This window comes from Adhaeribacter arboris, from assembly GCF_003023845.1.
GTDB lineage: Bacteria > Bacteroidota > Bacteroidia > Cytophagales > Hymenobacteraceae > Adhaeribacter > Adhaeribacter arboris.
This window is the reverse complement of record NZ_PYFT01000001.1, coordinates 4,613,834-4,634,359: the sequence shown is the minus strand read 5'-3', so window position 1 is coordinate 4,634,359 and position 20,526 is coordinate 4,613,834. Positions and strand designations below refer to the sequence as shown.

Annotated in this window: 17 protein-coding genes; 5 read left to right on the top strand and 12 right to left on the bottom strand. The window is 44.0% G+C overall.

Features of this window, described 5'->3' with window-relative positions; translation table 11 throughout:
• Positions 1-78 precede the first annotated feature (78 nt).
• Positions 79-501: an alternative ribosome rescue aminoacyl-tRNA hydrolase ArfB gene (arfB, locus tag AHMF7605_RS18850; RefSeq protein WP_106931592.1), complete on the top strand. Its 423-nt coding sequence runs from the start codon at positions 79-81 to the stop codon at positions 499-501.
• 352 nt (positions 502-853) lie between these two features.
• Here arfB and AHMF7605_RS18845 read toward each other — a convergent pair whose 3' ends face one another.
• The 5 genes from AHMF7605_RS18845 to AHMF7605_RS18820 form a co-directional block, all read right to left on the bottom strand.
• Complete coding sequence (locus AHMF7605_RS18845) at positions 854-1,384, bottom strand: REP-associated tyrosine transposase (protein WP_106931591.1); 531 nt, start codon at positions 1,382-1,384, stop codon at positions 854-856.
• A 276-nt stretch (positions 1,385-1,660) separates the two neighbouring features.
• On the bottom strand, positions 1,661-2,371 hold the full coding sequence (locus tag AHMF7605_RS18840) for an adenylate/guanylate cyclase domain-containing protein (protein ID WP_106931590.1): 711 nt from the start codon (positions 2,369-2,371) through the stop codon (positions 1,661-1,663).
• Positions 2,372-3,286 carry a TIR domain-containing protein gene (locus AHMF7605_RS18835; protein WP_106931589.1) on the bottom strand — a complete coding sequence of 305 codons (915 nt, stop codon included), beginning with the start codon at positions 3,284-3,286 and terminating at the stop codon, positions 2,372-2,374.
• A gap of 91 nt (positions 3,287-3,377) precedes the next feature.
• On the bottom strand, positions 3,378-5,756 hold the full coding sequence (locus tag AHMF7605_RS18830) for a ribonucleoside-diphosphate reductase subunit alpha (protein ID WP_106931588.1): 2,379 nt from the start codon (positions 5,754-5,756) through the stop codon (positions 3,378-3,380).
• 196 nt (positions 5,757-5,952) lie between these two features.
• Complete coding sequence (locus tag AHMF7605_RS18820) at positions 5,953-6,912, bottom strand: ribonucleoside-diphosphate reductase small subunit (protein ID WP_106931586.1); 960 nt, start codon at positions 6,910-6,912, stop codon at positions 5,953-5,955.
• 390 nt (positions 6,913-7,302) lie between these two features.
• Between AHMF7605_RS18820 and rplU the strand changes: the two genes are divergently transcribed.
• The 4 genes from rplU to AHMF7605_RS18800 all read left to right on the top strand — a co-directional run bounded on the left by rplU (position 7,303) and on the right by AHMF7605_RS18800 (position 13,059).
• Positions 7,303-7,611: a 50S ribosomal protein L21 gene (gene rplU, locus AHMF7605_RS18815; RefSeq protein ID WP_106933532.1), complete on the top strand. Its 309-nt coding sequence runs from the start codon at positions 7,303-7,305 to the stop codon at positions 7,609-7,611.
• A gap of 77 nt (positions 7,612-7,688) precedes the next feature.
• Entirely contained in the window at positions 7,689-7,982 is a 294-nt protein-coding gene (gene rpmA / locus AHMF7605_RS18810) for a 50S ribosomal protein L27 (RefSeq protein ID WP_106931585.1), read from the top strand.
• Positions 7,983-8,427: 445 nt separating this feature from the next.
• The gene (locus tag AHMF7605_RS18805; protein WP_106931584.1) at positions 8,428-11,469 is read left to right on the top strand and encodes an amidohydrolase family protein; all 3,042 of its coding nucleotides are present in this window, start codon (positions 8,428-8,430) and stop codon (positions 11,467-11,469) included.
• Between the two features lie 297 nt (positions 11,470-11,766).
• Positions 11,767-13,059, top strand: a complete 1,293-nt coding sequence (locus AHMF7605_RS18800; protein WP_106931583.1) for an amidohydrolase family protein — start codon at positions 11,767-11,769, stop codon at positions 13,057-13,059.
• 185 nt (positions 13,060-13,244) lie between these two features.
• Here the strand turns inward: AHMF7605_RS18800 and rfbA are convergent, their stop codons facing one another.
• The 7 genes from rfbA to AHMF7605_RS18765 all read right to left on the bottom strand — a co-directional run bounded on the left by rfbA (position 13,245) and on the right by AHMF7605_RS18765 (position 20,468).
• Positions 13,245-14,126, bottom strand: coding sequence for a glucose-1-phosphate thymidylyltransferase RfbA (gene rfbA / locus AHMF7605_RS18795; protein WP_106931582.1), 882 nt, complete (start codon positions 14,124-14,126; stop codon positions 13,245-13,247).
• Positions 14,127-14,272: 146 nt separating this feature from the next.
• A complete protein-coding gene (locus tag AHMF7605_RS18790; RefSeq protein WP_146153621.1) occupies positions 14,273-14,713 on the bottom strand; it encodes a hypothetical protein in 441 nt (146 codons plus the stop codon).
• Positions 14,714-14,776: 63 nt separating this feature from the next.
• Complete coding sequence (locus AHMF7605_RS18785) at positions 14,777-15,781, bottom strand: SDR family oxidoreductase (RefSeq protein ID WP_106931580.1); 1,005 nt, start codon at positions 15,779-15,781, stop codon at positions 14,777-14,779.
• Between the two features lie 102 nt (positions 15,782-15,883).
• Complete coding sequence (rfbB, locus tag AHMF7605_RS18780; RefSeq protein ID WP_106931579.1) at positions 15,884-16,930, bottom strand: dTDP-glucose 4,6-dehydratase; 1,047 nt, start codon at positions 16,928-16,930, stop codon at positions 15,884-15,886.
• 242 nt (positions 16,931-17,172) lie between these two features.
• Positions 17,173-18,219 (bottom strand): UDP-glucose 4-epimerase GalE, encoded by a 1,047-nt coding sequence (gene galE / locus AHMF7605_RS18775; protein ID WP_106931578.1) that lies wholly within the window; start codon positions 18,217-18,219, stop codon positions 17,173-17,175.
• 365 nt (positions 18,220-18,584) lie between these two features.
• On the bottom strand, positions 18,585-19,874 hold the full coding sequence (locus AHMF7605_RS18770; protein WP_106931577.1) for a nucleotide sugar dehydrogenase: 1,290 nt from the start codon (positions 19,872-19,874) through the stop codon (positions 18,585-18,587).
• A 3-nt stretch (positions 19,875-19,877) separates the two neighbouring features.
• Entirely contained in the window at positions 19,878-20,468 is a 591-nt protein-coding gene (locus AHMF7605_RS18765) for an acyltransferase (RefSeq protein ID WP_106931576.1), read from the bottom strand.
• Between the last annotated feature and the right edge of the window lie 58 nt (positions 20,469-20,526).

Genomic DNA, 20,526 nt, shown 5'->3' with positions numbered 1-20,526 from the left:
ATATGATTTTAAAACGAGCAAGCTATTAACAATTACGTAATTTATAAACCTAGCGCCGGGATTGCCTAATTTATTTACATGATACTAACCAGTAAACACCGGGACTTTTACCCCGAATTTATTTTTCAAACTTCCCGCAGTGGCGGTCCGGGCGGCCAAAACGTGAACAAAGTGGCCTCTAAGGTAGAACTGCGCTTTCACGTAGCTAATTCGGAGCTGCTCACACCCGAAGAAAAATTAGTGCTGCAGGAAAAACTGGCTAACCGCCTTACCAGCGAAGGGTATTTACAGCTAATTTGTCAAACCGAGCGCAGCCAACTCGCCAACAAGGAAATGTGCGTTAAAAAGTTCTACGAGTTACTCCAAAAAGCCTTCACCCGCCTCAAACCGCGCAAAGCCACCAAGCCCAGTCAAGCGGCGAAGCAACAGCGCCTGGAAAACAAAAAACACCACGCCGAGAAAAAAGCCACTCGCCTTAAATTAAAGCCCGGCGATATTTAAAATAAAAGCTTAAATCTTTACTTATAAACCACCTTCGTCCAGTTTCTATAAAACGGCGAGATGTTCCAGATTAAAAGGGTTTAAGTTAGTAATCGGTATATTTTAGTAGCAAGAAACCAAGAACCAGAAACAATCGAACTATCGCGAGCACGCCTCGCTCGTGATACTCATCGTCCGGCCTCTGGCCGGTAGGAATTTATTGCTGATTTGCTTTTAAGGAAAGGTTTATCGGTTTGCCCGGCCAGAGGCCTACCAAATTATAGACACGAGCGAGGACGCTCGCGCCATAATAGATTAGATTGTCTAATAACTGATAGTAATACTATTATTTAATAACCTCCCGTTCTACTCCTTACAATGGCAACATTTTCAATGGACTAAGTAAATTAGCACTACTATAGAAATAATCCTGTGCTTCATTAACTAGCCCTGCATTTACGGGATTCTGATGAATATAACTAAGCTTCTGTTCAATTAACTCATTGCTAGATAAATCAATCGGGTGATTGTGGTGTTGCCAGAATTGGAACTCAATGTTATGGTTATTTTTACGGGCAAAATGTTGGAATAAGTAAAGCAACCATTCTTTGCGGCTTTCCTGTGGATTATCTTGGATGAGTTGTAGTAGTTGTTTGGCCGTATAACTTTTAAAATCCCGCAGAATATCACTGAGCGTACCAATTTTGGCAGCAGCAATAAGGTGTACGTGGCTGCTCATGATACAATAAGCATAGAGTTGCAAGCCTTTCTTTTCCTGACAATATTTTAAATTTTGTATCAAACAATCACAGTACTCGCGCCGGATAAACACATCTATCCAACCCACCACGGTAAGCGTTACAAAAAACAACCCGCCTTCGTATGTTTTATAAGCCCGCGACATATCCCGGATTATACGGGTTTGACAGGTAATTGATAGTTTTTAGCGACAAGAATCAGAAAACCAAAACAAAAGATATTTACTATCGCGAGCGTCCTCGCTCGTGATGCCCATCGTCCGGCCTCTGGCCGGTAGGAATTTGTTGCTGATTTGCTTTTAAGGAAAGGTATATCGGTTCGCCCGGCCAGAGGCCTACCAAATAGTTAGACACGAGCGAGGACGCTCGCGCCATTAACTATTATAAATTAACCTTTATTGCCACAAGAACAATAAAAAGCATCATTGTTCCCACTTCCATGAAGAGCGATATACTTCTTTCCCATCCCATGTTGCCTTTTCCCACATTGCCCTCTTATCTGTTGAAGTCTTGACTTTATCGTTAGCTAAGTCATAAACTGCTTTAGTTGCCCAAGATGCATAATTATATGTACGTAAACCACAAAGCTTTGCAGCTTGATTAGCTGCATTTCCAACCCATACTAAATCATTTGAACCTCTAATGCCTGTTCGTGCAACGAATATTTCACTTATATCAATTTCAACAGCCTGCTTAACAGTATATTTCTTTACCTCTTCTTTAATCTTTGAACTCTTATATTGTTCTTGCATGCTAGGGTTAATAATATCTATAACAGCATGGTTAACTGCTAATGCGGTTCGTAATGCGTTGGTAGCTTTATAATCGCCAATATAAACTGCCATTACTCTATCACCATCAAATGATGTTATAATGCCATCATTATTTCTTATTATTTTTGACGCACAATGTAAATAAGATTTATAAACCTCAGCCGCAAAGTATGCAGGGAATGTTTTAACCATATAAGTTGACTCTGCTAGGTCTGCATAAAGAACTACTCCCGTCAGTTTAACAGCATCATTACCGAGCTTAATATCTTCTGCTTCTGGTACAACTCTGCCTTCACGAGTATTCCAGTTTGTTTTGAATATTTCTTTTACGTCTGTAAGTAGAGTGTCTTTAAGCGCCATTTATTTAGAGCCTTTTTGTTCAATTTCTAATTGTATTTGAGTAGCAACAGGAGCTATTCTTGAAGCAAGAGAACTTGCTGCTCCACTAGCATAGGTTATTGCCGTTACGCCTAATAAATCAGACGGAATTTTAATGTCCAAGCCACTTTCATAGACGATAAATGTTCTATCTCTTGATAGTGCTCCCATCGCTAAACCTAATTCAAAAATTACATTATCACGTGGAGCTTGCTTTTTTTTGCCTCTGCTAGTAACTATGTCGTCAGGGCCAAAAATTAGTATTGCAAAGTCAAAATTTTGGAAATTATCTAATAGTGATTCGATTGTAGTTCTTGAAGCACGAAAAAAGCTGTCTGTCCAAGTTGTTACAATCATTGGTGTTTTACTCTTAGATAGCGCTAATTGAATCTGACTACCAATGTTTGCCATTTCACTAGAATATCCTATAAAAACCTCAGGTGTTTCATTAGGTGGAGATAGAAACCTGCCTCTTTCTTGTAATCGCTCTGTCAGTTCAATAGCTAGAAACCTCCATAATACTGGATGCTTTTCTCCCAGAATAGCGAAATCTTTTTCAGCCATTACTCCACAAACTGTTTTTTCTGCAGCCCTTACAGTTGCACTACGAGGGAGTGCAGGATTGATAAGTGACATTTCGCCAACATGCTGACCAGAAATTCGTTCTGCTACTAATCTTCCATTTATTTCAATAGTAACTTTGCCTGTTAAAATAAGAAAAAGCTCACTACTATCATTGCCTTGTTCTATAAAAGTTTGACCGGGCTGAAACTCTTGCAGCTTTATCAAACTAAAGGCTTCTTCGATAATTTCTGCTTCACCTCCAAATAGAGGCTGTCTACGTAACAGTTCGGAAGTCAACCTCTTTCCGTCCTTTCCAGTAAGTTTATCAAGCATATTCTTAAAATATATTATGAGAAATGTCTAAAAATAAAAAACAGGAGAAAGAATATTATCTAACTCCTGCTTTCTATTTCTAAGCAAACCCTTAGCTACCACACGCCTCGCATGCATCCGGATTATCCAGGGAGCAGGCCATGTCGCTGAGGTTCTGGTCCGATACGTTCATCGGTTCCAGAGTCTCGGCGGCTTGTTTTTCTACCGTGAACTTGATAGCGTCGGCGGCGGCTTTGGTGCGCAGGTAATACATACCGGTTTTCAGGCCGCGTTTCCAGGCGTGGAAGTGCATCGAAGTCAGTTTACCGAAGTTCGGGTTCTGTACGTGCAGGTTCAGGCTCTGGCTTTGGCAGATATACGCACCCCGGTCGGCCGACATATCAATGATGGTTTTCTGCTTAATTTCCCAAACCGTTTTGTACAAATCTTTAATGTGCTGCGGAATGCTCGGAATATTTTGCACCGAACCATTCGCCGAGATAATCTGGTTTTTCATGTTGTCGTTCCAGATTCCCAGGTTAATCAAGTCTTTGAGTAAGTGCTTGTTCACCACCATAAACTCCCCGCTCAGTACGCGCCGCACGTAAATATTAGAAGTGTACGGCTCGAAGCTTTCGTTATTTCCTAAAATCTGGGCAGTAGACGCGGTGGGCATAGGGGCTACTAATAAAGAGTTACGAACGCCGTGTTCTACTACCTCGTTGCGCAAAGCCTCCCAATCCCAACGACCTGATTCCGGCGTAACGCCCCACATATCGAACTGAAAGATACCACGGGAAATAGGCGAACCCTCAAAAGTAGAGTACGGACCGTCTTTTTTCGCCAAATCTTTCGACGCCGTCATGGCCGCGAAGTAAATGGTTTCAAAAATATCTTTGTTTAGCTGCTGCGCTTCTTCGCTTTCGAATGGCATGCGCAAAGCAATAAACGTATCGGCCAAGCCCTGAATACCCAAACCAATTGGCCGGTGGCGCATATTCGATTTTTTGGCTTCCGGAACGGGGTAATAGTTAATGTCAATTACCTTGTTCAGGTTTTTAGTTACGTGGTAGGTTACTTCGTATAGTTTCTCGTGGTCGAATACCTTGTGTCCGTTCTCATTTTTTACGTAGCGGGGCAATGCCAGCGAAGCCAGGTTACATACCGCAATCTCATCCGGAGCAGTGTACTCAATAATCTCGGTACATAAGTTACTCGACTTAATAGTACCTAAATTTTGCTGATTCGATTTGCTGTTGGCGTGGTCTTTAAACAACATGTACGGTGTGCCAGTTTCGGTCTGGCTTTCCAGAACAGCGAACCACAGCTCCTGCGCTTTTATCGTTTTGCGGGCCCGGCCTTCTTTCTCGTATTTTTCGTACAAACGCTCAAAGTCTTTGCCGTAGCAATCCGCTAAACCGGGCGCTTCGTTCGGGCAGAACAAACTCCAGTCGCCGTTGCTTTCTACGCGCTTCATAAACAAATCCGGAATCCAGAGCGCGTAGAATAAATCGCGAGCGCGCATTTCTTCTTTTCCGTGGTTCTTACGCAGTTCTAAGAATTCAAAAACATCGGCGTGCCATGGTTCTAAATAAATTGCAAAAGCACCTTTGCGCTTGCCACCACCCTGGTCTACGTAACGGGCCGTATCGTTAAATACTTTTAACATCGGTACCAAACCATTAGAAGTACCATTGGTACCTTTAATATAAGAACCGGTAGCCCGAATGTTATGCGCACTTAAACCAATACCACCGGCACTCTGCGAAATCATAGCGCAGTTTTTCAGGGTATCGTAAATGCCCGGAATACTGTCTTCTTTCATGGTCAGCAGGAAGCAGCTCGATAATTGAGGCTTAGGCGAACCTGCATTAAACAAAGTTGGCGTAGCGTGCGTAAACCATTTTTCCGACATCAGGTTATAGGTTTCTAAGGCCGAATCAATGTCGTTTTTGTGAATTCCAATCGCTACCCGCATAAGCATATGCTGTGGACGCTCCACAATTTTACCATCGATACGCAGTAAGTAAGAACGCTCCAGGGTTTTGTAACCAAAGTAATCGTAGTTGTAATCGCGGTCGTAGATAATGCTGGAGTCGAGCAAAGCGGCATTTTTCCGGATAATCTCGTACACATCTTTCGCAATCAGCGACGCATTTTCTCCGGTTTTTGGGTCCTCGTAGGTGTACAGCCGTTTCATGGTGTTAGAGAACGATTTGGCCGTTACTTTGTGCAGATTCGAAATAGCAATACGAGCCGCTAAAATAGCGTAGTCAGGGTGCTTGGTAGTCAGGGAGGCCGAAATTTCGGCAGCCAGGTTATCGAGTTCTACGGTGGTTACGCCATCGTAAATCCCATCAATTACCTTTTTAGCCACTTCAATCGGCGACACGTAAATCATATTCAGGCCGTAGCAGAGCTTCTCTATTCGGGCAGTAATTTTATCGAACTTGACGGACTCGCGTCGGCCGTCTCTTTTTATAACTAACATAGTCTGTAAAAAATATAGGTTAAGGGAATCCGGCCGAGCGCAATACGCCCGGTAAAAGATAATAGCCTGATTGCCAAAGCCCCTTCAGGCAAGGTTTTAAAGGTATGTTTCTGAAATTTTAGGGAGACGAAGAGGCCGGAAAGTTTTGGAAGGTTATTCGCTATTTTTTCCGGTTGCCTCATTCGTTGTTTTTAGATTAAAAATCTTCGTCGAGCGAGAACATATTGTCTACCCGCTCACTCATCACGCCCGATTTCTGGTATTCGGCAACACGTTTTTCGAAGAAGTTCGTTTTACCCTGCAGCGAAATCATTTCCATGAAATCGAAAGGATTGGTAGCATTATAAATTTTAGAACAGCCCAACGCCACGAGCAGCCGGTCGGCTACGAATTCGATGTATTGGCTCATGAGTTTGGCGTTCATTCCTATCAGGGCTACGGGCAACGCGTCGGTTACAAATTCTTGTTCAATCGTAACCGCATCGCGAATGATGGTTTGTACGCGTTCCGGTGGTAGCGGGTTTTCCAACATCGAGTACAGCAGGCAGGCAAAATCACAGTGGAGTCCTTCGTCACGGGAAATCAACTCATTCGAAAACGTTAAACCGGGCATCAGGCCGCGTTTTTTGAGCCAGAAGATAGAGCAAAACGAGCCGGAGAAAAATATACCTTCTACGGCGGCAAAGGCGATTAAGCGCTCCGTAAAGTTTTCGGAGTTAATCCATTTTAAAGCCCACTCCCCTTTTTTCTTCACGCAGTCTACGGTTTCGAGGGCGTTAAATAAGTGGTCTTTTTCTGCCGGATCTTTAATATAAGTGTCAATCAGCAGGGAATACGTTTCGGAGTGAATGTTTTCCATCATGATCTGAAAACCATAAAAACAGCGGGCTTCGGGCAATTGCACTTCCTGCATGAAATTAATGGCCAGATTTTCGTTCACGATACCATCGGAGGCCGCAAAGAAGGCTAAAACGTGCGAAATAAAGTGCCGTTCGCCGTCGTTCAGGCGCTCCCAGTCTTTAGTATCCGACGATAAATCAATCTCTTCGGCCGTCCAGAAGCTGGCTTCGGCTTTCTTGTACATTTGCCATACGGCGTCGTTCTGAATAGGGAATAGGACGAATCTATTCGGGTTCTCTTGCAATAAAGGCTCCATAGATACTAATTAAAAGTAAACGAAAAATGGTAATTACGAATCACTCTGATTACCAGCGGGATAACCGGTTTGTACTTTCCGCTGCTCATTTTTAAAGGTGAATCTGATTCAAATATACGGAAGAAGGCTTCGGATATACCTCCGAAAACTATTTATTTCTCCACAAATTATCCCTTTCTTCTCCACAAATTATACCCGCTTAATTGTTGATAAATAAACCAATTTATGCACAGGAGGTTTCTAAGAGCAGGTGGAACAAGCTTTAATTAATTGAAAATGAGAAGAATAAATATTGTGAACAGTGCTAAAATTAAAATCAGGCATATTTGGTAATTCCCGCAACAAATGTTACCTTTGCCCCCTAATTATAAAACCACAAAAGTAAGCTTCATGTACGCAATAGTTGATATCGCAGGTCGTCAGACCAAGGTAGAAGGTGGCAAGTTCATCTATACCAACAAGCTTTCCGGCAATGAGGGTGACGCCGTAGAGTTCGCCAATGTATTATTAACCGACGACAACGGTACTCTAAACGTAGGAGCACCGTTTGTGGAAAACATTAAAGTTACCGGTAAAATACTTGGCCACGTAAAAGGAGACAAAATAATTGTCTTCAAGAAAAAACGCCGTAAAGGTTACAAAAAGAAAAACGGTCACCGCCAGGATTATACCAAAGTATTAATCGAGAGCATTGCTTAATTAGAAAGAGCAAGTATTTTAAAGGTAATTTAAATTTGTAAAATTTTCGGGTTCCCGAATTAAAAGTATAAAAGAAAATGGCACACAAAAAAGGAGCAGGCTCGTCGAACAACGGTCGTGAGTCGCATAGCAAACGACTGGGTGTAAAAATTTACGGTGGCCAGGCTATTATAGCTGGTAACATTATCGTGCGTCAGCGCGGTACGGCGCACCACCCGGGCACCAACGTAGGTATTGGTAAAGACCACACCTTATTTGCTTTAACCGATGGTATTGTTCAGTTTAGAAAAGGCCGTAAAGACCGTTCATTTGTCTCGGTTGTTCCGGTGGAGGCACCAGTAGCTACTGAAGTTGCTGCTGTAACGGAGTAATTTTTTAGATTTTAAGATTTTTAGAAAGGCTGCCAGATTGGTAGCCTTTTTGTTTTGCCTTTAAAGTTCTTTTTTATTTGAACTTGTTTGGCGTGGCTTCCAGAAGCTATTACTTTCTATAGGCGCTATCGCCTCCTGGCCGGCGGGTCTCGTTTGGCTTCTTCGCGCGGTGTATCCTTCCTTTCCTCCTTCGTCGGAATGCCTCGTACCTCAGCACCAGAAGCCTACAAGGCGCTCACAAGCCAAACTGGTGTCAGTTACTTAATAGTTACTGCTTTATTGAGCCAAAATATCCTTAAATCAATCCCTCCTTTATCAATTTCATAAGCAAGGCTGCCCTATTTTCGGGTTTAAAAGAACTTCATTGCATCCGTTCGAATTATTTTTATAAATTTCTAATTCATCCGGTTCTGCTGTAATTTTCGTTCTCCATTCTTCTACTTACATGCGTAAAATCTTTTTTACTCTTCTTTTAGCTATTGGTACCTCCTGCTACAGTTGGGCTCAGGAAACTTTCCCGCGCAACGGCGTGTACGACGAACGGCCCGGTTTAGTAACTTTTACCAACGCTACCCTTTACATTGATTATCAAACCCGGCTGGATAAGGCTACTCTGGTTATTCGGCATGGTAAGATAGAAGCCGCCGGCGCCGACGTTAAAATTCCTGCCGGTGCGGTGGTGATTGATGCGAAAGGAAAATTTATTTATCCGAGTTTTATTGATTTGTTTTCGGCTTATGGTTTGCCGCCCGTTATACCCGCATCTGTTGGCTTTACTTCGCCCCCGCAACCCGAAAGCACTCGAAAAGGCGCTTTCAACTGGAACCAAGCTATTCGGGCCGATGCCGATGCGGCAGAAATGTTTAAAGTAGATAACCGAGCCGCCGAAGATTATCGCCAGCAAGGTTTCGGCACGGTACTAACCCAACATCCGGATGGCATTGCCCGGGGCACGGCGGCTTTAGTAACTCTAGCACAGAAACGAGAAAACGAAGTTATATTACGCGAAAAAGCGGCGGCGGGTCTTTCCTTCAACCGGGGCTCTTCTACCCAGGATTATCCGGGTTCCTTAATGGGCGCCATTGCGTTAATCCGCCAAACTTACCTGGATGCTGACTGGCTCCGGCAACACCCCAATGAGGAACAGAATATATCCTTGCAAGCTTTTTATGCTAACCAGAAACTGCCGCATATATTTGAAGTATCGGATAAGTTAAACGTATTACGTGCCGATAAAATTGGGGATGAATTCGGGCAGCAATACATCATTAAAGGCCGGGGCGATGAATACCAGATGCTCCGCGAAGTAAAAGCCACCAACGCTCCCCTTATTTTACCGGTTAATTTTCCGGATGCCTACAACGTAGAAGACCCGCTCGATGCCGATCTTATTGCCCTGGAAGACTTAAAACATTGGGAAATGGCGCCGGCTAACGCCGCCTTACTAACTAAAAACAACATTGCTTTTGCCTTTACCGCCGCCGATTTAAAAGACAAGAAAAAATTTCTGCCGAACATCCGCAAAGCTATTACCTACGGCCTCTCGGAGCAAGAGGTCTTAAAAGCCTTGACTTTTACGCCGGCCCGATTGCTGCAAGCCGAAAACCAGGTGGGCGCTTTACGCAAAGGCATGGTGGCCAACTTTATCATTACTTCGCAACCCATTTTCCAGGGCGATAATGTATTACTCGAAAACTGGATTCAGGGTGAGCGTTATCCGGTGCGCCAGCTACCCCTTGATGTACGCGGAAACTACTCCCTGCAAGTGGGCGGGCAAACCCCGGTACGCTTAGAAATTACCGGTCAGGGAGATAAACCCGATGGTCGTATTATTTTTAAAAATCCGACCGAAAAAGATACTACCAAAATTAAAGTTCGGTTAAATTTAACCAACGATCTAATCACCTTAGCTTATAACGTTGATCCTAAAAACCCGGAAAGCCAGGTACGCTTAAGTGGCTGGTACACTACCGGTAAACCAGGGTTTGAAGGATCCGGCCAATTGCCCAATGCTACCCCGGTAAAATGGGTAGCCACTTTAGAAAAAGCCTATCCAATACCACCTGCTCCGGTTGCCGCCCCCAAAACACCCGCTGCCGCGCCGCTTGGCGCTATGCTGCATCCATTTACCGCTTTCGGTCGAACTGCTTTACCTCAACCAGAAACCATCCTGATTAAAAATGCTACCATCTGGACGAACGAGAAAGAAGGCCGCCTGGAAAATGCCGATGTGTTGCTGCGCGACGGGAAAATTGAGAAAGTAGGTAAAAACCTAACGGCTAATGGCGCTAAAACCATTGATGGTACGGGCAAGCACGTTACGCCCGGTATTATTGACGAGCACTCGCACATTGCTATCAGCCACTCGGTTAACGAAGCTACGCAATCTGTTACTTCCGAAGTACGCATCGGCGATGTAGTAGACCCGGAAGATATTAATATTTACCGGCAGTTGGCGGGCGGCGTAGTAGCTTCGCAATTATTGCACGGCTCGGCTAATCCTATTGGTGGGCAATCGGCCTTAATTAAATTACGTTGGGGCCTAGGGCCGGAAGAACTAAAAATTAAGGGCGCCGATAACTACATTAAATTTGCCCTCGGCGAAAACGTAAAACAAGCTAACTGGAGCTCGCAGCATACCATCCGGTTCCCGCAAACCCGCATGGGCGTAGAACAGGTGTACATAGATGCTTTTCAACGCGCCAAAGAATACGACCAGGCCTGGGAAAACTACCGTAAGCTTTCCAAATCGGCCCAGGCCAAAACCGGAGCGCCTCGCCGCGACCTGGAACTGGAGGCTCTCGCCGAAATTTTAAATAAACAGCGTTTTATCACCTGCCATTCGTACGTGCAGTCGGAGATTAACATGCTTTTGAAAGTCGCTGACCAAATGGGTTTTCAGGTAAATACGTTTACGCACATTTTGGAGGGATACAAAGTGGCGGATAAAATGAAAAATCACGGTTCGGGCGCTTCCACGTTTTCGGATTGGTGGGCTTATAAAATGGAAGTGAAAGATGCCATTCCGTATAACGCCGCTCTAATGACCAATGTAGGTCTGGTAACCGCCATTAATTCTGATGATGCTGAAATGGCCCGCCGTTTAAATCAGGAAGCCGCTAAAACAATTAAGTACGGTAGTTTATCGGAAGAAGAAGCACTGAAATTAGTTACGCTTAACCCAGCCAAATTACTGCACCTCGATAACCGCATGGGGAGCCTAAAACCCGGTAAAGATGCCGATGTGGTACTCTGGACCGATCACCCGCTCTCCATTTACGCCAAAGCCGAAAAAACCTTTGTGGATGGTACGCTTTATTACGACCTGGAAACGGATAAACAACTCCGCCTAGAACGGGATAAAGAACGCCAACGCCTCATCCAGAAAATGCTCGGGGCAAAGCAATCCGGCGAACCAACCCAACCGGCTTCTGTTACCCGCAAAGGCGAAGTAAAACATTGCGAAGACGTAGTAGCAGGAAATTAACTAGGTTATAGGTTGTACGTTTTAAGTTATACGTCTCCGAAATACAAATTCTAGCGCAAGTCTTAGCAAAGTGAAACTTGTGCTTTCAGACAAAAGCCAGTCTCCGGACCGGCGAAACCCAATACACGTTAGTCGGAAGACTGACAATTGTCTGTAGGTACCAGTGACGCTTTGCTTAACACTGGCCCCGGTTTGAGACAGAACAGAAACGCAACTCCCAAGTAGCGGAAGTTTCGCAAAAAGTAATAATTATAAATATAACTGTGGACCGTAAACCATGGACTAGCGACTAAACACATGAAATATACATTTTTAACGGCTGTGCTTTTTCTTACTCTTACTACCTGGGCGCAAGTACCGGCTCCGGCACCTAAACAAACGAAACCGGTGTTACTCACCGGCGCTACTCTGCACGTGGGTAACGGTTCCGTAATCGAAAAAGCCGCTGTAGCTTTTGATAAAGGTAAAATTACGTACGCTGGCCCAGCCAGTGGCGCTCCGGCTGCCACCGGCTATGAAGTGGTAGAAGTTACGGGTCAACATATTTATCCGGGTCTTATTCAACCAAATACCCAACTAGGTTTAACCGATATTTCATCGGTGCGGGCTACCCGCGACGAACAGGAAGTAGGTGTATTCAACCCGAATGTGCGGGCTTTAATAGCCTATAATACCGATTCTGATGTTTTGCCTACTATCCGGGGCAACGGTGTTTTACTGGTACAAGCAACGCCGGTGGGTGGTACCATTTCCGGTTCTTCGTCGGTAATGCAACTCGATGCCTGGAATTGGGAAGATGCCGTAATAAAAGCCGACGATGGCTTGCACCTGAACTGGCCCACTATACCCCGGCCGCCGCAACCCGATGCCCTGCCCAACTTAAGCGAATTACTAACCAACCGGGAAAGAACATTACGGGAATTGCAACAACTATTTACCGAAGCCGCTGCTTTCTCCCAGGAAGCTACCGGCAAGCAAAATTTAAAACTTTCCGCTTTAAAAGGCTTGTTCGATGGCAGTAAGCGATTATATATCCACGCCGACGGAGCGAAAGAAATTGTGGAAGGTATCCGGTTCGCTAAAAGGAATGGCGTTAAAAAGATTGTGTTAGTTGGCGGATACGATAGTTGGAAGATTACCGATTTTCTGCGCGAACAAAACGTTCCGGTTATTATATCGGGCATTCACGCTTTGCCTAGCCGCACCGTTGACGACGTGGATTTACCTTATAAATTACCGTATCTGCTTCAGCAAGCCGGGATTTTATTCGGCCTTCAATACGACGGCGCCTTACATGGGCACCGCAACTTGCCTTTTATTGCCGGTACCGCGGTGGCTTACGGTCTTACCAAAGAGCAGGCCCTGGCAGCAGTTACAGCGAATACAGCTAAAATTTTAGGAGTTGACCAGCTAACCGGCACCATAGAAGTAGGGAAAGATGCGAATCTGGTTGTTTCATCCGGCGATTTACTGGATATGCGCACCAACGAGGTTACCTTGGCCTATATCCAAGGCCGTAAAATCAACCTCACCGATAAGCAAAAAACTTTATACCAAAAATTCAAAGAAAAGTACGAAGCGCAAAAGTAATCTTTCTGCCCTGCGGGCAAGCTAAGAAAATCTATGGCGCGGATTTACTTCCGTGCCTTGCACAAGCTTCCTAGTAGCAACTGCTTTTTCCTCGTTTCAAACGGAAAGGCACGGAAGTAAATCCGCGCCATAGTGAGGTAGAGAAATAAAATTCGCTCAATCCAGTAATCCGTGATAATCTGCGATTAGCTGCGCTCCAGAACTTTTTCGTTGGGCAAATTCATCAAGTATTTACCATAACCGCTTTTTACCAGCGGGGCGGCTATTTTCTGGAGCTGTTCCGCATTAATAAAGCCCATACGGTAAGCAATTTCTTCGATACAGCCAATCTTAAGGCCTTGGCGTTCTTCAATTACCTGCACAAAAGTAGCGGCCTGCATCAGCGAGTCAAAGGTACCGGTATCGAGCCAGGCAGTACCACGGCCCAGGATACCCACTTTTAATTTACCCCGCCGCAAATATTCCTGGTTTACATCGGTAATTTCGTACTCGCCCCGGGCACTCGGTTTTAAATCCCGGGCAATTTGAATAACGTCGTTGTCGTAAAAATACAGCCCGGGTACGGCGTAGTTTGATTTTGGGTGTTTCGGTTTCTCTTCTATCGAAATTACCTGATTATTTTTATTGAACTCTACCACCCCGTATCGCTCCGGATCAACCACGTGATAGGCATACACTACTCCCCCGTCCGGGTCGTTGTTGCTTTGCAGTAATTCGCTCAGGCCGGCTCCGTAGAAAATATTGTCGCCCAGCACTAAGGCTACTTTATCGGTGCCAATAAAATCTGCCCCGATTACAAAAGCCTGGGCTAATCCGTTGGGTTCGGCCTGAATCGCATATTCAAAGTTGCAACCTAAGTCGCGGCCATCGCCCAGTAATTTTTTAAACAAAGGATTATCGTGGGGCGTAGTAATCAGTAAAATATCCCGGATTCCTGCCATCAATAGAATGGAAAGCGGATAATAAATCATCGGCTTATCGTAAACCGGCATTAATTGCTTGCTTACCGCCAAAGTTAGCGGATGAAGTCGGGTACCGGAACCACCGGCCAGGATAATACCTTTCATTTAGTATACTGTTGAATGGTTAGATTGTTGAATTGTTAAGTTATATTCCTATGAAACATTCTAATTCTTCATCCATTCAATACTTTGAGTATGGAAAAATACAGCGAATTAAGAGAAGAATATACGTGTTAAAGCTTAGTTCTTTTTTAACTCATTGCCAATTTCATTCTTTCAAATAGATTAGTTTTAGAATAAGGAGCAAAAGGTACTTTTTCTTTAAGTGTTTCTCTTAATGATTGAAAATTGGCGTAAGAAAAGTCAGACAATTCAGAAATTCTTTTCCCGTTTGTTTCGATCAATATTATCTCACCAGTTCCAACCTTTACACTTTCATACGAAGGAGTTATTTTTAAAGCATTTAAATTATAATTCAACTCTCTTCCTAAGCCAAATACTTTTTTAATTTTAATTATTTGGCTTCTAATTTCTATTATGTCCCATTTGAATTTTAAATGATAAATAGCACTCAAAATTGTAGTTACTGCTAATACTGGAAGTACTAAAATTAAAATTTGCTTTGGATCATTATAAAATAGCTTAAAAGCTACAAATGACAAAATTGTTAAAATAGGTCCAGCTATAATCATGATTATAAGAATTACAGCAGTAACTATTCTGTATTTACTTCTTACCATTTTTATGAATTATGTCTAGCTATTATAAATAAAGTCCTGATTGTTTTTAAACCAATCCAGAGTAATCTGCAAACCTTCTTTAATTTTAATTTTTGGATCGTAACCTAATAACGTGCGGGCTTTGGAAATATCGGCCAGACTATCCCGGATATCGCCGGCTCGTTCCGGTCCGTAGGTTGGATTTACCTCTGATTGGGCTTCTTCTTTTAAAATAGTAAATAAATCGTTGAGCGAAGTACGATCGCCTACCGCAATATTATATACCTGGTTAATCGCTTCCGGATTTTGCACCAGCGCGGCCCGGATATTGGCTTCCACGCAATTCTCTACGAAGGTAAAGTCGCGGGTTTGATTGCCATCGCCTTTCATTTTAGGCGATTTACCTTTTAACACCGCATCGATAAACAAAGGAATAACCGCCGCGTAGGCCCCGTTCGGGTCCTGGCGCGGACCGAAAATATTAAAATACCGCAGTCCGATGATTTCCATGCCGTAAGTTTTGCCGAAAACATCGGCGTATAACTCATTGGCGTATTTGGTAACCGCGTACGGCGATAAAGGCCGGCCAATTTTATCTTCTACTTTGGGCAGGGCTTTGCTGTCGCCATAAGTAGAGGAGGAAGCCGCATACACAAAGCGTTTTACCTGCTGGTCTTTGGCGGCGGTAAGTATATTCACAAAACCACTAATATTTACTTCGTTGGTGGTAATAGGGTCTTTAATGCTGCGCGGTACTGAACCCAAAGCTGCCTGGTGCAGCACAATATCCATTCCGGCACAAGCCTGTTGGCAAACTTCTGGGTCGCGGATATCGCCTTCTACTAATTCAAAACGCGCATCGTCCTGGAAGGCTTTAATATTTTTTGGAAAACCGTTCGAAAAATTATCGAGTACCCGAACTTTGCCCACCTTATACTTTAATAAATACTCCACAATATTAGAACCAATAAAGCCGCCGCCGCCGGTTACCAGAAATGATAAATTATTGAGGGGTTGGCTGTGAAAAGGGTTTTCGTACACGTGCTTTTAAATTAGAAATTATAAATTAGGAGTTAGAAATTAGTTTTAGTGAATGCTCCTCAACGAGTCATTTCTAATTTTTAATTTCTAACTCCTAATTACTTATCGGGTGTATTGCTGTTCGTAGTAATCCTGGTAAGTGCCGGAAGTAACGTGTTCCAGCCATTCGGTGTTTTGGAGATACCAATCTACGGTTTGTGCCAGTCCTTGCTCAAAAGTAACCGATGGTTGCCAGCCTAATTCCCGCATAATTTTAGACGAATCAATGGCGTAACGCAAATCGTGCCCGGCCCGGTCGGTGACAAAGGTGATGAGCTGCTGCGAAGTTCCCACTGGTTTGCCGGTTTTTTCGTCCATTACGTCGCAGAGCAGCCGGATTAAATCAATGTTTTTCCACTCGTTTACTCCGCCAATGTTATAGGTATCGCCCATTTTTCCTTGATGAAAAACCGCGTTAATGGCCGTAGCATGATCTTTCACGAAGAGCCAGTCGCGCACGTTTTCGCCTTTGCCGTAAACGGGCACGGGTTTACCGTTGCGAATGTTGTTAATAGCCAGCGGGATTAATTTTTCTGGGAAATGATTGGGGCCGTAGTTATTAGAGCAGTTGGATATTTTTACTGGTAGCCCATACGTGTCGTGGTAGGCACGCACGAAATGGTCGGAGCTGGCTTTGGAGGCCGAGTACGGCGAATGCGGATCGTACTTGGTTTCTTCGGTAAACATCCCGCTTTCGCCTAAGGAGCCGTATACTTCATCGGTAGAAACGTGGTAAAACACATGCCCTTCAAAGTTGTTTTGCCAAGTGCGGCGGGCGGCATTTAATAAATTTACCGTACCGATAACGTTGGTATACACAAAAGCCAGAGGATCGGTAATGGACCGGTCTACGTGCGACTCGGCCGCCAGGTGAATAACCGCCTCAAATTGCTGCTCCGCAAATAACTGGCTGATAAAACTTGCGTCTACAATATCGCCCTTTACAAAAGAATAATTAGGAGCTTGTTCAATATCCCGCAGATTTTCCAGATTGCCGGCGTAGGTTAGCTTATCGAGGTTTACAATCTGGTACTGGGGGTATTTAGTAACAAACAACCGCACCACGTGCGAACCAATAAAGCCGGCCCCACCGGTAATTAATATTTTCATGATAAACTAAGTTAAATTGGGTAACGCCACATAAGTGAAATGTTCCTTTTGGAAGGGGTAGAGCTTTATTTGTATAAAATCCTTCTTCGCTATGCGGAGAGACTGCTAGCGCGAACTCTAAGCACAACCTGATGGAGTCGGGAAATCTATTTCGCTATGTAGCAAAAATAAATTCCTCCGGAAGAACATCTATCTTAACTTATTTTTGCCTCTTTACTTACCACGGCTATTTAGCTATATCCTTATACCGTTTGCCGGTTGCTGTTTTTTAGGTTTACTTCCCAGTCCCAGGCGCTTTTTAGGCCTTCTTCCAATCCTAACTCGGTTTTAAAGCCTAATTCCTGGGTAGATTTAGTTACATCGGCGTAAATTTGCGGCACATCGCCGGGGCGCCGCGAGCCAATCACATAATTAAGTTTCTGACCGGTAACTTTCTCGAAAGTATGAATTACTTCGAGTACCGAATTGCCCCGGCCAGTGCCAATATTAAAAAACTCTATCTGCTCGCCTTTATTTTGCACCAATCTATCTACCGCTACCACGTGGGCCTTAGCTAAATCTACCACGTGAATATAATCGCGAATATTGCTGCCATCGGGTGTATCGTAATCGGTGCCGAATACGGTTAATTTTTCGCGGATGCCCATGGCTGTTTGGGTAATAAACGGCACCAGGTTGTTAGGAACGCCGAGCGGTAATTCCCCGATTTTGGCCGATGGGTGCGCCCCGATAGGGTTAAAGTAACGCAAGGCAATCGAGTAAATAGTACTGCCCCCGCTACGCGCTAAATCGCTTAAAATATCTTCGCAGATTTGCTTGGTATTACCGTACGGCGAATTGGCTTTTTTAACCGGTGTTGCCTCGGTAACCGGTAGCTGATCGGGTATGCCATACACGGTACACGACGACGAGAAAACCAGTTTATTTACGTTAAATTCCGTCATTACCTGCAACAAGGCCACCAAAGAACCTACGTTGTTGTGGTAATATTTTAAAGGTTCTTTTACCGATTCGCCCACGGCTTTATAAGCCGCAAAATGAATAACTCCTACTATGCTACCTTCTTCCCGGAAAACTCCGCGCAAGGCTTCTATATCGGTACAATCGATAGGATGGCATTTCACCGTTGCGTGGAGAATGGCTTGAATACCCTCTAAGGCCGATTGCTGAGAGTTGACAAAGTTATCGATGATAATTGGCTCGTAACCCGCTGCGAATAATTCGACTACGGCGTGCGACCCAATGTAACCGGCCCCACCGGTTACTACTATTTTACCTTTTGTTTCCAAAGCTTATAATTCGTTTAAGTAGATAGACAAAGTAATTAGTGCTCTGTTAAATTAAAAATTAGAAATGATGAATTAAAAATGAGGCCAAAATACCTTCATTGATTACTTTATTCCTAAGATTTATTCTATACCTTAAATGGGCGAAACACTAGCTTTTCTTTATTAGTAACAGCCTAGCTTAAGCCTAATATCACCTTAACTAAACTCCCGGCCAAAGATATAATCAAAACCAAGCGAACGAAATTATAACTTACTAAATTTATACGCTTTATTTTACTTATAAATTTAATAAGTTAATAGATCATAGTTTATAACTTGAAACCTGCAACTTTCCAGCCTTTCAACTTTAAAACTTTTCAACTCCCTTACAGGCTCCAGTACTCTAAAGACTTTATCTTATTTCGGTACAAGCCTTTAATATCTACTAATACGGCGTTTCCGTTGGTAATCTCTTTAAAATACGCATCGTCCAGGTTAAGGTAATCCCTATGGCCTACGGCTACTATAACGGCGTCGTAATCATTAGCTGGTTTTTCTACTAATCCGTAACCGTATTCGTGTTGCAGTTCCTGCGAGTCGGCGTACGGATCGACTACTTCTACCTGCACGCTAAAACTTTTAAGCTCGTTGATAATATCGGCCACTTTCGAGTTCCGGATATCTTCTACGTTTTCTTTAAAAGTGGCGCCCATCACCAATATTTTGGCTTTCGAAATAGATTTGCCTTGCTTAATCATGAGCTTCACTAACTTATTGGCTACGTAGGCTCCCATGCCGTCGTTAATGGTACGGCCACTCAGAATTACTTTGGCATCGTAACCCAAGGCTTTGGCTTTATAGGTTAAATAATACGGATCAACGCCAATGCAATGGCCACCCACTAAGCCCGGAAAAAATTTTAAAAAATTCCACTTAGTACCGGCCGCTTCGAGCACTTCAAAAGTGTTAATCCCGACCCGGTCGAAGATTAAGGAAAGCTCGTTCATGAGCGCAATGTTTACGTCGCGCTGGGTATTTTCAATAATTTTGGCCGCTTCGGCTACTTTGATGGAAGAAGCCCGGTGTACGCCCGCTTTTACGACCAGCTCATAGGTTTTGGAGATATTTTCCAGCGATTCTTCGTCGCAGCCCGATACTACTTTCACGATAGTTGCCAGGGTATGTTCTTTATCACCGGGGTTAATTCGTTCCGGCGAATAGCCTACTTTAAAATCCTGCTTAAATTTTAAACCTGATTCGCGCTCCAGAATTGGAATACAATCTTCTTCGGTACAGCCCGGGTAAACCGTGGACTCGAATACCACGTAATCGCCGGGTTTTAACACTTTGCCCACGGAGATAGAAGCGCCGATAAGCGGTTTCAAATCCGGTAAGGCATGGGCATCAATGGGGGTAGGAACGGCCACAATAAAAAAAGTAGCCTCGCGCAAAACCGCCAACTCATGGGTAAAAGTAATATCGCAGCCTGCAAAATCTTCGGCTGCGAGCTCGCCGCTGGGGTCCACGTGGTTGCGCATCATTTCAACGCGCCCCGCGTGAATATCGAATCCAATTACTTTTAACTTTTTCGCAAACTCTAACGCAATGGGCAAGCCAACGTAGCCCAACCCAATTACCGCCAAAGTAGCTTCTTTCTTTACTAACTTATCGTACATATTTTAAGAGGGAGAAATTCGGATAACTTGGTTTTGGTTTAACTCATACTTTTCCTGACTTTCCGGACACGTAGCCATACCTTGTTCGTTGAATTTTAAGCGGTGCCCAAAGGCGCTCATCCAGCCGTGTTGCCGAGCCGGATTGCCGTATACGAGCGCATAAGGTAATACCGATTTGGTTACAACCGAGCCGGCGCCAATAAAAGCATATTCCCCGATGGTGATACCGCACAAAATGGTACTGTTGGCCCCTAAAGTAGCGCCTTTTTTTACTACTGTTTTCTGGTATTGATGCCGACGGCTGATAGCGCTACGCGGATTTTTAATATTGGTAAAAACCACCGACGGCCCTAAAAAAACCTCGTCTTCGCAGATTACGCCGCTGTGTACCGAAACGTTATTTTGCACCTTTACCTTATTGCCCAAAATTACTTCCGGCGATATTACTACATTTTGCCCAATAGCACACTGCTCCCCAATGCGGCAGCCCGACATAATGTGAGAAAAATGCCAAATCCGGGTACCTTCCCCAATAATACAATTATCGTCGATAACGGCGGTTTCGTGGGCCAGGTAAGCAGGAGTTAAATCCATATCAGCGCATTAAAGCGAACCAGGTATAAGCCCCAAAGCTAAGCAATTGGTGCCTAAA